This window comes from Kribbella sp. NPDC058245, from assembly GCF_042882005.1.
GTDB lineage: Bacteria > Actinomycetota > Actinomycetes > Propionibacteriales > Kribbellaceae > Kribbella.
This window is the reverse complement of sequence record NZ_JBHVWY010000002.1, coordinates 431,196-443,406: the sequence shown is the minus strand read 5'-3', so window position 1 is coordinate 443,406 and position 12,211 is coordinate 431,196. Positions and strand designations below refer to the sequence as shown.

10 protein-coding genes and 1 riboswitch are annotated in these 12,211 nt (G+C 67.8%); of the genes, 6 read left to right on the top strand and 4 right to left on the bottom strand.

The window, feature by feature from the left end; genetic code table 11:
• Position 1: 1 nt before the first annotated feature.
• Both ACFVWG_RS05585 and ACFVWG_RS05580 read right to left on the bottom strand, forming a co-directional pair.
• The gene (locus ACFVWG_RS05585) at positions 2-1,072 is read right to left on the bottom strand and encodes a fatty acid desaturase family protein (RefSeq protein WP_391541940.1); all 1,071 of its coding nucleotides are present in this window, start codon (positions 1,070-1,072) and stop codon (positions 2-4) included.
• Between the two features lie 56 nt (positions 1,073-1,128).
• Positions 1,129-2,196: a fatty acid desaturase family protein gene (locus tag ACFVWG_RS05580; protein WP_391541939.1), complete on the bottom strand. Its 1,068-nt coding sequence runs from the start codon at positions 2,194-2,196 to the stop codon at positions 1,129-1,131.
• Positions 2,197-2,383: 187 nt separating this feature from the next.
• On the opposite strand from ACFVWG_RS05580, the gene ACFVWG_RS05575 reads away from it, so the two are divergent.
• Complete coding sequence (locus tag ACFVWG_RS05575) at positions 2,384-3,910, top strand: alkaline phosphatase D family protein (RefSeq protein WP_391541938.1); 1,527 nt, start codon at positions 2,384-2,386, stop codon at positions 3,908-3,910.
• Between the two features lie 74 nt (positions 3,911-3,984).
• Here ACFVWG_RS05575 and ACFVWG_RS05570 read toward each other — a convergent pair whose 3' ends face one another.
• Positions 3,985-4,800, bottom strand: coding sequence for an alpha/beta fold hydrolase (locus tag ACFVWG_RS05570; protein ID WP_391541937.1), 816 nt, complete (start codon positions 4,798-4,800; stop codon positions 3,985-3,987).
• 54 nt (positions 4,801-4,854) lie between these two features.
• On the opposite strand from ACFVWG_RS05570, the gene ACFVWG_RS05565 reads away from it, so the two are divergent.
• A complete protein-coding gene (locus ACFVWG_RS05565) occupies positions 4,855-5,406 on the top strand; it encodes a TetR/AcrR family transcriptional regulator (protein WP_391541936.1) in 552 nt (183 codons plus the stop codon).
• A 10-nt stretch (positions 5,407-5,416) separates the two neighbouring features.
• Positions 5,417-7,480 (top strand): prolyl oligopeptidase family protein, encoded by a 2,064-nt coding sequence (locus ACFVWG_RS05560; protein ID WP_391541935.1) that lies wholly within the window; start codon positions 5,417-5,419, stop codon positions 7,478-7,480.
• 19 nt (positions 7,481-7,499) lie between these two features.
• Here the strand turns inward: ACFVWG_RS05560 and ACFVWG_RS05555 are convergent, their stop codons facing one another.
• A complete protein-coding gene (locus ACFVWG_RS05555; protein WP_391541934.1) occupies positions 7,500-8,864 on the bottom strand; it encodes an aminotransferase class V-fold PLP-dependent enzyme in 1,365 nt (454 codons plus the stop codon).
• 16 nt (positions 8,865-8,880) lie between these two features.
• Positions 8,881-8,994, bottom strand: a riboswitch (SAM riboswitch).
• 98 nt (positions 8,995-9,092) lie between these two features.
• Between ACFVWG_RS05555 and ACFVWG_RS05550 the strand changes: the two genes are divergently transcribed.
• From ACFVWG_RS05550 to ACFVWG_RS05540, 3 genes are all read left to right on the top strand, one after another.
• Entirely contained in the window at positions 9,093-9,461 is a 369-nt protein-coding gene (locus ACFVWG_RS05550) for a VOC family protein (RefSeq protein ID WP_391541933.1), read from the top strand.
• Between the two features lie 40 nt (positions 9,462-9,501).
• Positions 9,502-10,032, top strand: a complete 531-nt coding sequence (locus ACFVWG_RS05545; RefSeq protein WP_391541932.1) for a DinB family protein — start codon at positions 9,502-9,504, stop codon at positions 10,030-10,032.
• Positions 10,033-10,118: 86 nt separating this feature from the next.
• On the top strand, positions 10,119-12,209 hold the full coding sequence (locus ACFVWG_RS05540; RefSeq protein ID WP_391541931.1) for a DUF6351 family protein: 2,091 nt from the start codon (positions 10,119-10,121) through the stop codon (positions 12,207-12,209).
• Positions 12,210-12,211: the final 2 nt, after the last annotated feature.

Genomic DNA, 12,211 nt, shown 5'->3' with positions numbered 1-12,211 from the left:
CTTAACCACGCAGTGAGCCCGCCAACGGGCATTGGAACGGATCGCGGGCCCGCAGCCCGACGTTGTTCAGGTAGTCGACGACGATCCCGTACGACGAGAACAGGCCGACCTCGGTGTAGTCGACGCCGTGCAGTTCGCAGTACTCGCGGACGATCGGCCGGACGTGACGCAGCGTCGGTCGCGGCATGCTGGGGAAGAGGTGGTGCTCGATCTGGTAGTTGAGGCCGCCCATGGCGAAGTCGGTCAGAATGCCGCCGCGGATGTTGCGCGAGGTCAGCACCTGGCGGCGCAGGAAGTCGAGCTTCATCCCGGCCGGCACCAGTGGCATGCCCTTGTGGTTCGGTGCGAACGCAGCACCCAGGAACAGGCCGAAGATCGCCAGCTGCAGTGCCAGGAAGGCAGTGGCCTTCTCCACCGGCAACAGCAGGTACACCGCGCCGACGTACACCGTGAGCCGTGTGACCACCACTGCGAGGTCGATGCGCTCCATGCGGCTCGCATCTCGCCGCATGAGGTGCCGGATGCTCGACACGTGCAGTGCGACGCCCTCCAGCATCAGCAACGGGAAGAAGAACCACCCCTGCCGCGCAGCGAGCCACTTGCCGAGCGGCTTACGTCGTACGACGTCGTCCGGCGAGAAGGCGAGCACCTTCATCTGCACGTCCGGATCCTTGTCCACCTGGTTCGGTGCACCGTGGTGGCGGTTGTGCTTCGTCCGCCACCAGCTCACGCTCATCCCCAGCACGCCGCCGGAGAGCACCCGAGCTGTCCAGTCGTTGCGCGCAGGCGAGGCGAAGATCTGCCGATGCGCGCTGTCATGGCTCAGGAACGCCACCTGCACGAGCACCAGCGCCAGAACCGCGGCCATCACCAGCTGGAACCACGAGTCACCCAGCACGAGGACGCCGGCTGCTACACCCACGAGGGCTACGCCGACCAGGCTCAGCCGCGTGTAGTAGTACCCACGGCGCCGGCGGAGCAGCCCGAGCTCCTGCACGGTCCGGAGCAGGTCCGTGTACAGACTGGCGTACTGCTGCTGAGGGCGCACACGCCCAGGATCGACATCGCTCATGACACTCCGTGTGCGCTCAGGTAGACCAGCGTGGTCGGGCGGGCAAAGGTTGGTGCCTACGCTCGGTAGGCCGTGGCCAGCGGGCACTGGAACGGATCCCGCGCCCGGAGCCCCACGTTGTTCAGATAGTCCACGACTATCTTGTACGACGCCACCAAGGACACCTCGGTGTAGTTCACCCCGTGCAGTGCGCAGTACTCGCGGACGATCGGCTGCACCTTGCGCAGCGTCGGTCGCGGCATGCTCGGGAACAGGTGGTGCTCGATCTGGTAGTTGAGCCCGCCCATCGCCCAGTCGGTGAACAGACCGCCGCGGATGTTGCGCGACATCAGCACCTGGCGGCGCAGGAAGTCCACCTTCATGGATGCCGGGACCAGCGGCATGCCCTTGTGGTTCGGTGCGAACGAACCTCCGAGGCAGACGCCGAAGACGGCGAGCTGCAACCCGAGGAAGGCGAACGCCTTGCCGGGCGGGAGCAGGAAGAACAGCAGACCGAGGTAGATGCCGATCCGGCTCAGCACGAGGGCGCCTTCGACCCGCTCGATCTTGCTCGCGCCCCGACGGAACACGTGACCGACGCTCGAGACGTACAGGCTGAGGCCTTCGAGCGTCAGCAGCGGGAAGAACAGCCAGCCCTGGCGCGCGGTCAGCCAGGCCTGGAAGCCGGTGCGCTGCGCGGCCTGGTCCGGCGTGAACGCGATCACGCCGATGTCGAGGTCAGGGTCGCGGTTCAGCTGGTTCGGGGCGGCGTGGTGCCGGCTGTGCTTCGACTTCCACCAGGCGGAGCTGATCCCGATCAGGCCGCCGGCCAGCAGCCGCGCGGTCCAGTCGTTCCACTTGGCCGACTCGAAGATCTGCCGGTGTGAGCTGTCGTGGCTGAGGAACGCGACCTGGGTCAGCACGAGCGCGAAGGCGCCAGCCATCAGGAGCTGGAACCACGAGTTTCCGAGCAGTCCGACCCCTACCCAGACCCCGGCGAAGGCAACCAGCACCGCAGCGATGCGGACCCAGTAGTAGCCCTGCCGCCGGCGCAGCAGGCCCAGTTCGCGGACTGTGCGAGCGAGATCGGTGTAGAGGTTCGTGAAGCGCTGTTGCGGATTACTGTCCGCGACGAGCTGTGACAAAAGAAGACACCCCGGTCCGTTAGTACATCGTGTCGATGCGCTACCGGGTCCTGGGCAGCGCCACAACTGTGGCTGTTGGCCCCAACGGAACCACGTAAGGCAACCCTTCGCAAGGCGAGTCTCGCGCCGCGCCAAGGGATCACCGCCAGTTCACGCGGAAGCCACTCGGCAGGATCACGCTTGCCGTATGAAATTGAGCCGCCGCCAACTCTTGGCTGCATCCACTGCCGCCGGTGCTTCCCTGGCTCTGCCAGGCGTCGCCGCTGCGGCCCCCAACGTCGTACGGCGAGACCGGCCCGCACTGCCGTCCGGGATCATGTCGGGCGATGTGTCACCGAACTCTGCGGTGGTCTGGTCGCGCACCGATCGCAAGGCCCGGATGGTCGTCGACCTGACGAGCCACGGCCGCTTCGACCGGGCAGTGCGGTTGCACGGGCCGATCACCGGTCCGGACCAGGACTACACCGCGCAGGTGCCGCTGCGGGGCTTGCGGCCCGGACAGCGCTACGACTACCGGATCGCGTTCGAGGACGCGTACGGGCGCCGCGGTGAGTCCCTCGAGGGCACCTTCAGTACGCCGGGACGCAACCGCGGCCTGTCGTTCGTCTGGACCGGGGACACCGCCGGCCAGGGCTACGGCATCAACCCGGACCTCGGCGGCATGATCGCGTACAAGGCGATGCACGAGACCCGGCCGGACTTCTTCCTGCACTCCGGCGACAACATCTACGCCGACGGCCCGATCGCGGCCTCGGTCGCCATCCCGGACGGCACGGTCTGGAAGAACGTGGTGACCGAGGAGGTCTCCAAGGTCGCCGAGACGCTGGCCGAGTACCGCGGCCGGTACAAGTACAACCTGCTCGATCACAACGTGCGGGACCTGTACGCCGACGTACCGATCGTCAGCCAGTGGGACGACCACGAGACGCTGAACAACTGGTACCCGGGCGAGATCCTCGACGATGTGCGCTACACCGAGCGGCGGGTCGACGTCCTGGCGGCCCGATCTCGGCAAGCGTTCCTCGAGTACCTGCCGATGGTGCACACCGCGGGCCGGAACCGTATCTACCGCAAGGTCAGCTACGGTCCGCTGCTCGATGTCTTCTGCCTCGACATGCGCACCTACCGCGGTGCCAACCCGACACCTGACACGGTCGGCCCGGTGGCGATGCTCGGCGCCGAGCAGGCCGAATGGCTGGTCCGCGAGGCGGCCGCGTCCAAGGCCACTTGGAAGGTGATCGCCAGCGACATGCCGCTCGGGCTGCTGGTGCCGGACGGCCCGCTGATCGAGGCGGTCGCGAACGGCGTCGCCGGTGCACCCGGTGGCCGGGAGCACGAGATCGCGTGGGTGCTGAGCCAGTTCAAGAAGCGCAAGGTGCGCAACGCGGTCTGGCTGACCGCAGACGTGCACTACTGCGCCGCCCACCACTACGACCCGTCGCGGGCGGCCTTCACCGACTTCGACCCGTTCTGGGAGCTCGTCGCCGGTCCGGTGAACGCCGGCACGTTCGGCCCGAACAAGCTGGACCCGACGTTCGGACCGAAGGCGGAGTTCGTCAAGGCGGCCGACTTCCCGAACCAGCCGCCGAGCGGTGGCAACCAGTTCTTCGGCCACGTCGAGATCGATCCGCACACGGGCGTGTTCACCGCGTCACTGCGGGACCTGTTCGGCACGGTCCTCTGGACCAAGGACATCAATCCGGCCCAGCACTAGGGGCCCGTCGTACCCACCTGCCTCCGGCGTCTGCGCGGGATGCCGCCGGCCGGGGGAGGTGGGTGCGACGCGTTTTACCCGAAGAACTCGAGTGCGTGCTCGATGACGGCGTCCGGCCGGTCGTCGACCAGGAAATGCGACGCACCCGCGATCTCCTGCGCGCCGGCGCCCGCCCGTACGACGTGGTCCTCCGCACCGATCAGGAACCTGGTCGGAGTGGTGAGCTGCCGATCGCGGTACTGGCCGCGCATGATGCGCATGCCCTCGGGCTGAATGAACTTCCGGTACAGCAACGACCCCGCCACGGCACGCTCCGGCTCCTGGAACTGGCTGGCGAACAACTCGACCAGGTCCTCGCTCATGCCGACCGTGTGCCCACGCAGCATCGTCTTGGCCAGTCCAGTACGCCGTAGCGCCCACGGACCGAGTCCCGGCCAGGGGAGCACCAGGTTGAACCACCCATAGCGCAGCGCCCGCCCGAACATCGCCGGCTCGACCTTCGCATCGAACGAGGGGATCGCCAGGACCAGGTGGTCGCGGACGCGCTCGGGATGCTCCAGGCAGAACAGGTAGCCGAGGATCCCGGACCAGTCATGCGTGAGCAGGTGGACCCGGTCAAGTTCCAGTGCATCCAGCAGTCCGGTGAGGTCTGCCAGGAGCGACTCCCGGTCGTAGCCGGTGGCCGGTGCACCGGACTGCCCGGCACCACGCAGATCGGGACAGATCACCCGGTAGTGCCGGGCCAGGGTGGGGATGACGTCACGCCACTCCCACCAGTGCTGCGGAAACCCGTGCAGCAGTACGACGGCCTCACCGCTCCCGGCCTCCGTCACGTGCAGACGCACGCCGGACAGGTCGACGAAGCGGTGGCTCACCCCCTGAAGTTCCATCCATCGACCGTACTACGAACGTAGTACGGCGTCTACTACGTTTATAGTGACCGAGTGGAATCACCGCGTACCCGCGCACTCCAGGCCGCCGTCGAGCTGCTCGGCACCGAAGGACTCCGATCGCTCACGCACGCCCGGGTCGACGACCGCGCCGGACTCCCGAAGGGGTCGGCGTCGAACTACTTCCGCAGCCGGGCGGCCCTGCTGTCAGGTGTTGTCGACTGGCTCGCCGAGGCCGACCGGCAGGCAGCCGGGCCGGCGTTCCGGCCGGCGACGGCGGCCGAATTCGTGGACGTGATGTGTGGATTGTTCGACCTCATCACCCGGGTGAATCGCGTGCGGACCACAGCGCGGCTGATCCTGTTTCTGGAGGGCAGCCACGACCCAGTCCTGCGAGAAGCGTTGTCACGCGGTCACGCGGCGCTGAAGGCAGGTGTCACCGAGGCCCTGGCCTCGCTGGGGGTCGCTGACCCGGCGGTGGCTGCTCAGACGGTCGCAGCGGTGTCCGAGGGGCTGATCCTGCACCGGATCGCCCGGTACGACGACGATGATCCGCGGCCGGTGTTCGAGCTGATTGCCCGGGCGGTGATTCCCGGAGCGGGTTAGGTTTGTCCGCATGACCTACCCGGACACCCGCCGCGACGATGTGGTCGAAACCCTGCATGGGCACGCGATCGCCGACCCCTACCGCTGGCTGGAAGACCCTGACTCCGCCGAGACCCAGGACTGGGTGGACCGGCAGAACGCGTTCACCCAGGCCGAGCTGGCCGGCTATCCGGAGCGGGAGTGGTTCCAGACCACCCTGTCCGCGATCCTGGCCCGGCCGCGGGCCGGAGTGCCGGCCAAGAAGAGCGGCTGGTATTTCGTCGGCCGCAACGACGGCACCCAGGCCCAGGACGTCGTGTACGTCGCAGAGTCCCTTGAGGAACTGGTGGACAGCGGCCGGGTGCTGATCGACCCGAACACCCTGTCTGCCGACGGCACCGACTCACTGGGGACGTTCACTGTGAGTCCGGACGGCAAGTACTTTGCCTACGGCATCAACGAGAGCGGCAGCGACTGGACGACGTTCCGGCTGCTCGACATCGCCACTGGGGATCCGGTGGAAGACGTGGTGACCGAGGCCAAGTTCTGTGAGGCCACCTGGCTGCCGGACGGTTCGTCGTACCTGTATCTGCACTACCCGACGAGTGGGCGCAGCGAGGGCACCGAGACGAAGACGCTCTCCGGTGGACAGCTGAAGCTGCACCGCGTCGGTACGCCGCAGTCCGACGACGAGCTGGTCCTGGTGTTCCCTGAGGATGACCGGCTGTTCATCAGCCCGGTGGTGTCCGACGACGACCGGTACGTCGTTGTGCACGTCAACGCCGGCACTGATCCCGCGTCGCGGCTGTGGGTCTACCCGATCACGTCTGACGGTCTGGGTGAGCCGATCAAGGTAGTGGACGAGCTGGTCGACGAGATCTTCTTCATCCGGATGTCGGGTGACCAGCTGGTGCTGCAGACCGACCGTGATGCGTCCCGTGGTCGTGTGGTGCTCGCGTCGCTGGACGGCACCTTCACAGACCTCATCCCTGAGGGGCCCGAAACGCTGCAGGCTGTCCGCGGTACGGCGTCAGGGCTGGCGACCATCACGCTGGTCGACGCCCAGCCCGTGCTGACGCTCTACGCGCTCGACGGTTCCGGTGCGCAGGTGGTCGACGTACAGGGTGGCGGTGTGCTTGCTCTGAACGGCAGCACGAAGCACGACGAGCTCTTCATCGGTCTGTCGACCACTACCGACCCGACGGTCTCGTACGTCGTCTCGGCGTCGACCGGCGCAGTGCGGGCCTTGCCCGAGCTGGTTCGCGGCTCTGGTGGTTACGAGTCGCCGTCGGTGATCGTCACGCGCCAGGTGGCCGGCGACGTCCCGTACTTCCTGATCAGTCGCTCTGACCTCGACTTCAGCGCACCGCGCCCGGCACTGCTCTACGGGTACGGCGGCTTCCGCATCTCGATCCTGGCCGACTACAAGCCCGGCTGGCCGGCGTGGCTCGCGGCCGGGGGAGTGCTGGCGATCGCCAACCTCCGCGGCGGCGGTGAGTACGGGAGCGCCTGGCACGACGCCGGGCGGCTCAAGAACAAGCAGCAGGTGTTCGACGACTTCATCGCGGTCGCGGAACACCTGCGGGACACCGGCGTGACCACTCCGGCGCAGCTGGCCATTCACGGTCGAAGCAACGGCGGACTGCTCGTCGGAGCGGCCATGACGCAGCGCCCGGACCTGTTCAAGGTCGCGCTGCCGGGAGTCGGCGTACTGGACATGCTGCGGTTCCACCTCTTCACGGTGGGTGCCGCGTGGGCTTCCGACTTCGGGCATCCGGACAACCCGGAGCAGTTCGAGGACCTGCTGGCCTACTCGCCGCTGCATCGCGTGCAGGACGGTACGGCGTACCCGGCCACGCTGGTGGTCACCGGTGACCACGATGACCGGGTCGTCCCGTTGCACAGTCATAAGTTCATCGCTGCGTTGCAGCATGCCCAGTCCGCGGCCGAACCCGTCTTGACCCGAGTGGAGGTCAACACCGGTCACGGCTTCGGTAAACCCGCCGCGATGATCGCGGCGGAGTGGGCGGACCTACTGGCGTTCGCTGCTCACCATGTAGGCCTGAAAACTCCTGAGCAGACTCCTGAGCAGTAGGAGCGCTAGGACTGTTGTGTCACCAGATGCGGGGTGCGTGGAGGTCACGAGGGTCATCGGCCGGCTGACAGCCGTGGTCGGTGTCCTCGTACTCCGCGCGCAGCCCATTGGTGGCCAGGGAGCGCACTGCTCCGACGAGCCGGTCCACGTGCTCGCGGGTCGTCCCGAGGCCGAGGCTGGCGCGGACCGCCGTACCGTGCTCGGGTGCGTCGGCGAGCAGGTGGCCGACCAGCGGGTGCGCGCAGAACTTGCCGTCGCGGACTCCGATGCCGTACTCCGCGCTGAGAGCGGCGGAGACGAGCGTGGAGCTCAGACCCTTGATGGTGAAGCAGACCGTGCCGACACGGTCGGCCTCGGCGCCGAAGATCGAGTACGTCGTGACCTCGGCGATCTGAGCCAGTCCGGTGCGGAGCCGGGCGAGCAGGCTGCGCTCGTGCTGCTCGATCGCGTCGCGGTTCCGGCTGATCGTCGCGCAGGCCGAGGCCAGCGCGATCGCGCCGATCACATTGGGGGAGCCACCCTCGTGCCGGGAGGGACCGGTCGCCCAGACCACGCCGTCGCCGGTGACCGAGGTGGTCGCGCCGCCGCCGTACAGGTAGGGGTCGGCGGCGTCGAGCCAGTCGGCCCGGCCAATGAGGGCACCGGCGCCGTACGGCGCGTAGAGCTTGTGACCGGAGAGCGCGACCCAGTCGACGTCCAGCTCGGCGATGTCGACGATGCGGTGCGGCGCGAGCTGTGCGGCGTCCAAGCAGATCCGGGCGCCGTGGGCCTTGGCGACGGCGGCGAGCTCGGCGATCGGGAAGATCTCACCGGTCACGTTCGAAGCGCCGGTGACGACGACCAGGCGCGGGCCCTCCGGAGCGGCCCGCAGCGCGTTGGCGACGGCAGCCACAGTCTCACCGGCCGAGGCCGGGGCAGCGAGCCGGACGGTGCGCTCCTCGCCCCAGGGCAGCAGAGCGGCGTGGTGCTCGGACTCGAAGACGATCACGGTCGCGTCGGCCGGGACGGCGTGCGAGAGCAGGTTCAGCGCGTCTGTGGTCTGCCGGGTGAAGATCACCTGGTCGTCCGCACGGGCGCCGACGAAGCTGTGCACCTCGGCGCGGGCCCGCTCGTACCACTGGGTGGTGATGCGGGAGGCGTAGCCGTTGCCGCGGTGGACCGACGCGTACGACGGCAGCGCCGCCTCGACGCTGGCCCGCACCGACTCCAGACACGGCGCGCTCGCACCGTGGTCGAAGTTGGCGTAGTCCGTCACCCGGCCGTCGGCCAGCGGGACCAGCAGGTCCGAGCCGACGGTGGCGGGGATGGTGCCGGTCGTGAGCCGGGTGACGGCCGCACGAGGGGTGGTGCTGCTGGCCGGCTCGAGGATGGAGAGGATCGACATGGCTTCGCTCCCGGGAAGTCCGCACTTGCCGAGCGGCGTATCCGCACGGCCTGGTCTTCACCCGGGGCACCCCACCGCGGAGGAGGGTTGCCGGCCAGCGAGCCGGGGCTTGACGCTGGCGCTCATGACCTGCCGAGAACGGTAACGAACGGGCCACGAACGCGCCAGCCCTCTTCTCGTTATTTGAGATGGCCGAACACATCGTGGGACGACAGGGAGGAATGAGGCGTGATCGGACGACTGCACCACCTCGCGATCGACTGCCCGGATCCACTGCGGCTGGCCGGGTTCTACGCCGCGGTGCTCGGCAAACCGATCACCTACCGCAGTGCCGACTGGGTGGTCGTGGCGGACAACGACCGGACCTCCGGGCTCGCCTTCCAGCGTGCGGCGGATCACATCCCGCCGCGCTGGCCCGATCCTGCGCAGCCACAGCAGATGCATCTCGACGTCATGGTGGACGACGTCGACGCGGCCGGGGCGGCCGTCATCGCGTTGGGGGCTCGCCACCTGAGCGGCGCGGTCTACGAGGATCCGGCCGGTCATCCGTTCTGCCTGATCCCTCGGCCGGGCTGGGCGCCGCCGGTCAACCCGTAATCGGTTCGCGATGGCCCGGTACGACGTGTTGGATGGCGGGATGATCGACATCGCGGCGTGGACCGCACCTGAGGTTGAGCGGCCCGAAGGCTCGTTGACGGCACCGGAAACCGAGCTGCTGCGCGGTTATCTGGACTTTTACCGGACCACGTTGCTGCACAAGTGCGCTGGTCTGACCGCCGAGCAGCTCGCCAGCCGGCCGTCGCCGCCGTCGAACCTGTCGTTGCTCGGGCTGATCCGGCATCTGACCAAGGTCGAGCGGATCTGGTTCCGGATCCACTTCGCGGCCGGCGAGAAGGCCGAACCGCTGTTCGCGCCCGAGCTCGGCAAGGACGCCGACTTCGAGATCATCGATCCGGCGGACGCGGAAACGGCGTACGAGGGTCTGATCGCGGAATGGAAGCTGTCCGACGAAGCAGCGGCCGGGCGGTCGTTCGACGAGCGGTTCGAGTTCGGCGGCACGGAGTCGACGCTCCGGATGATCTACATCCACCTGGTCGGCGAGTACGCCCGGCACTGCGGGCATGCCGACCTGCTGCGGGAACAACTCGACGGCACCACCGGAGCTTAAGAGGCTGTCTGGGAACCCCACACACCCTCTGATCGATCTGGTAACAACCCTTCCGATGGCCCGGGCGCTGTGGTCAACTTCCTGCCATGAAGCGTCCGGCCGCCCTCGTCGCGCTGATCTTCGCGGTGTTGACCGCGTTGCTCGTTGCGCCGGCGAGTGCTGCGTACGGCGTCCGGATCGAGGTGTTGTCGACGCCGCGGCCCGACTTCGTCAGTGACGGTAATGCGCTGATCGGCATCACCGGCCGCAACCTCGAGAACCTCACTGTCGAGCTGAACGGGCGTGACGTCACCGACGCCTTCACCAGGACCGCGGGTCAACTGGTTGGTCTGGTGCGCGGTCTGGTCGTCGGGCGGAATACGGTGACCGCGGGTGAGGCTCGGCTCGGCCTCACGAACTATCCGCGCTCCGGCCCGATGCTGGCGGGTCCGCACGAGACGCCGTACATCTGCGGGACGGCGGGCTTCGTCACGCTCGCGAAGGTAAAGCTCGGTCCGGCGACCGGACCAGACTGCTCGGTGCCGACCCGGGTCGACTACCTGTACCGCTCGACGGTCGACCGGTCGCTCAAGGTGCTTCCGGCAACGAAACCGGCCGACCTGGCCACCACGACCACGTCGGACGGGCGGCGGGTGCCGTACATCGTCCGCGTCGAGACCGGTGTGATCAACCGGTCGATCTACGAGTATGCCGTACTGCACGATCGCGCTGAGGGTGCGCCGAGCGCATTGCGGCCGCCGTCGGGCTGGAACGGCCGACTGATCTACACCTTCGGTGGTGGTTGCCCGGGCGGGTGGTACCAGCAGGGGAGCGCTACCGGTGGCATCAACGACGACGTCCTGCTGGGTCGCGGGTACGCCGTTGCCTCATCGACCCTGAACGTGTTCGGGGTGAACTGCAACGGGGTGCTCGCCGCCGAGACGATGGCGATGACGCGTGAGCACATCATCGAGACGATCGGCGTACCTCGGCAGACCATCGGCTGGGGCTGCTCGGGCGGTTCGTACCAGGTGTTCCAGATCGCCGACAACTACCCGGGCCTGCTGGACGGGATCATCGCGTCGTGCGTGTTCCCCGAGGTCGGGTTCGCTACGCTGCACACGATCACCGACGCGCTGCTGCTCGATCACTACTTCCAGTCGGCCGACGGCTGGAGCGATGCCGAGAAGCAGGCCGCGGCCGGGTTCGGCAAAGTCGGGACGATCGCGAACCTGGCCGCCGCCGGGCGCCGGATCGACCCGCGGGTTTATTGCCCTGAGCAACTACCCGTCGAACAGCGCTACGACCCGGTGGGCAACCCGGACGGCGCGCGATGCGACGTCTACGACCACCAGGTCAACATCTGGGGCAAGAACGCTTCCGGTGTCCTTCGGCGGCCGCTCGACAACGTCGGGATCCAGTACGGCCTGGCCGCGCTCAACGCGGGCAGGATCACCGCTGCCCAGTTCGTCGACCTGAACCGAGCGATCGGCGGCTTCGACGCCGACGCCAACTTCGTCCCCGGTCGCACGGTGGCCGATCCGTCGGCGATCAGAACGGCGTACCGGACCGGACAGTTGCTCAACGGCGGTGGGGGACTGGCGAACACGCCGATCATCGACTACCGGCAGTACCTGGACGAACTGCCGAACGGCGACATCCACCTGATGTTCCACTCCTTCTCGCTGCGGCAGCGGCTGATCAAGGCCAATGGCGACGCGGACAACCAGGTGATGCTGGTGCAGTCCGGCGAATCGACCGCCGGCTTCAACAGCAGCAATCCGGTCGTTCTGTCCGCACTGAAGGCGCTGGACCAGTGGATGGACGCCATGGACGCCGACAACGGCCCTGGCTCGGCGCATGCGCGGCTGGTTCGCAACAAGCCGTCGTCACTCGTGGAGGCCTGCTGGACTCCACAGGGCGCCAAGATCGTCGAGAAGCAGGTCAACGGCATCGGTACGACGCGCTGCAACAGCCTGTACCCCGTCTGGCCGGCACCGCGTCAGGTAGCCGGCGCATCCGTCGCCAACGACATCATCAAGTGCCAACTGCGCCCACTGTCACCGGCCGACTACAAGATCCGGTTCAGTGCGGCCCAGTGGGGCGCCCTCCGGAAGGCCTTCCCGCAGGGTGTTTGTGACTGGAAGGCACCAGGTACCGGTCAGCAGCGTCCCACTGGGACGTGGCCAGCCTTCTGAGC

Coding starts and splice junctions, on each gene's coding strand:
- ACFVWG_RS05585 (WP_391541940.1), bottom strand. CDS start 1,072: ATGAGCGATGTCGATCCTGGGCGTGTGCGCCCTCAGCAGCAGTACGCC.
- ACFVWG_RS05575 (WP_391541938.1), top strand. CDS start 2,384: ATGAAATTGAGCCGCCGCCAACTCTTGGCTGCATCCACTGCCGCCGGT.
- ACFVWG_RS05570 (WP_391541937.1), bottom strand. CDS start 4,800: ATGGAACTTCAGGGGGTGAGCCACCGCTTCGTCGACCTGTCCGGCGTG.
- ACFVWG_RS05560 (WP_391541935.1), top strand. CDS start 5,417: ATGACCTACCCGGACACCCGCCGCGACGATGTGGTCGAAACCCTGCAT.
- ACFVWG_RS05555 (WP_391541934.1), bottom strand. CDS start 8,864: ATGTCGATCCTCTCCATCCTCGAGCCGGCCAGCAGCACCACCCCTCGT.
- ACFVWG_RS05545 (WP_391541932.1), top strand. CDS start 9,502: ATGATCGACATCGCGGCGTGGACCGCACCTGAGGTTGAGCGGCCCGAA.
- ACFVWG_RS05540 (WP_391541931.1), top strand. CDS start 10,119: ATGAAGCGTCCGGCCGCCCTCGTCGCGCTGATCTTCGCGGTGTTGACC.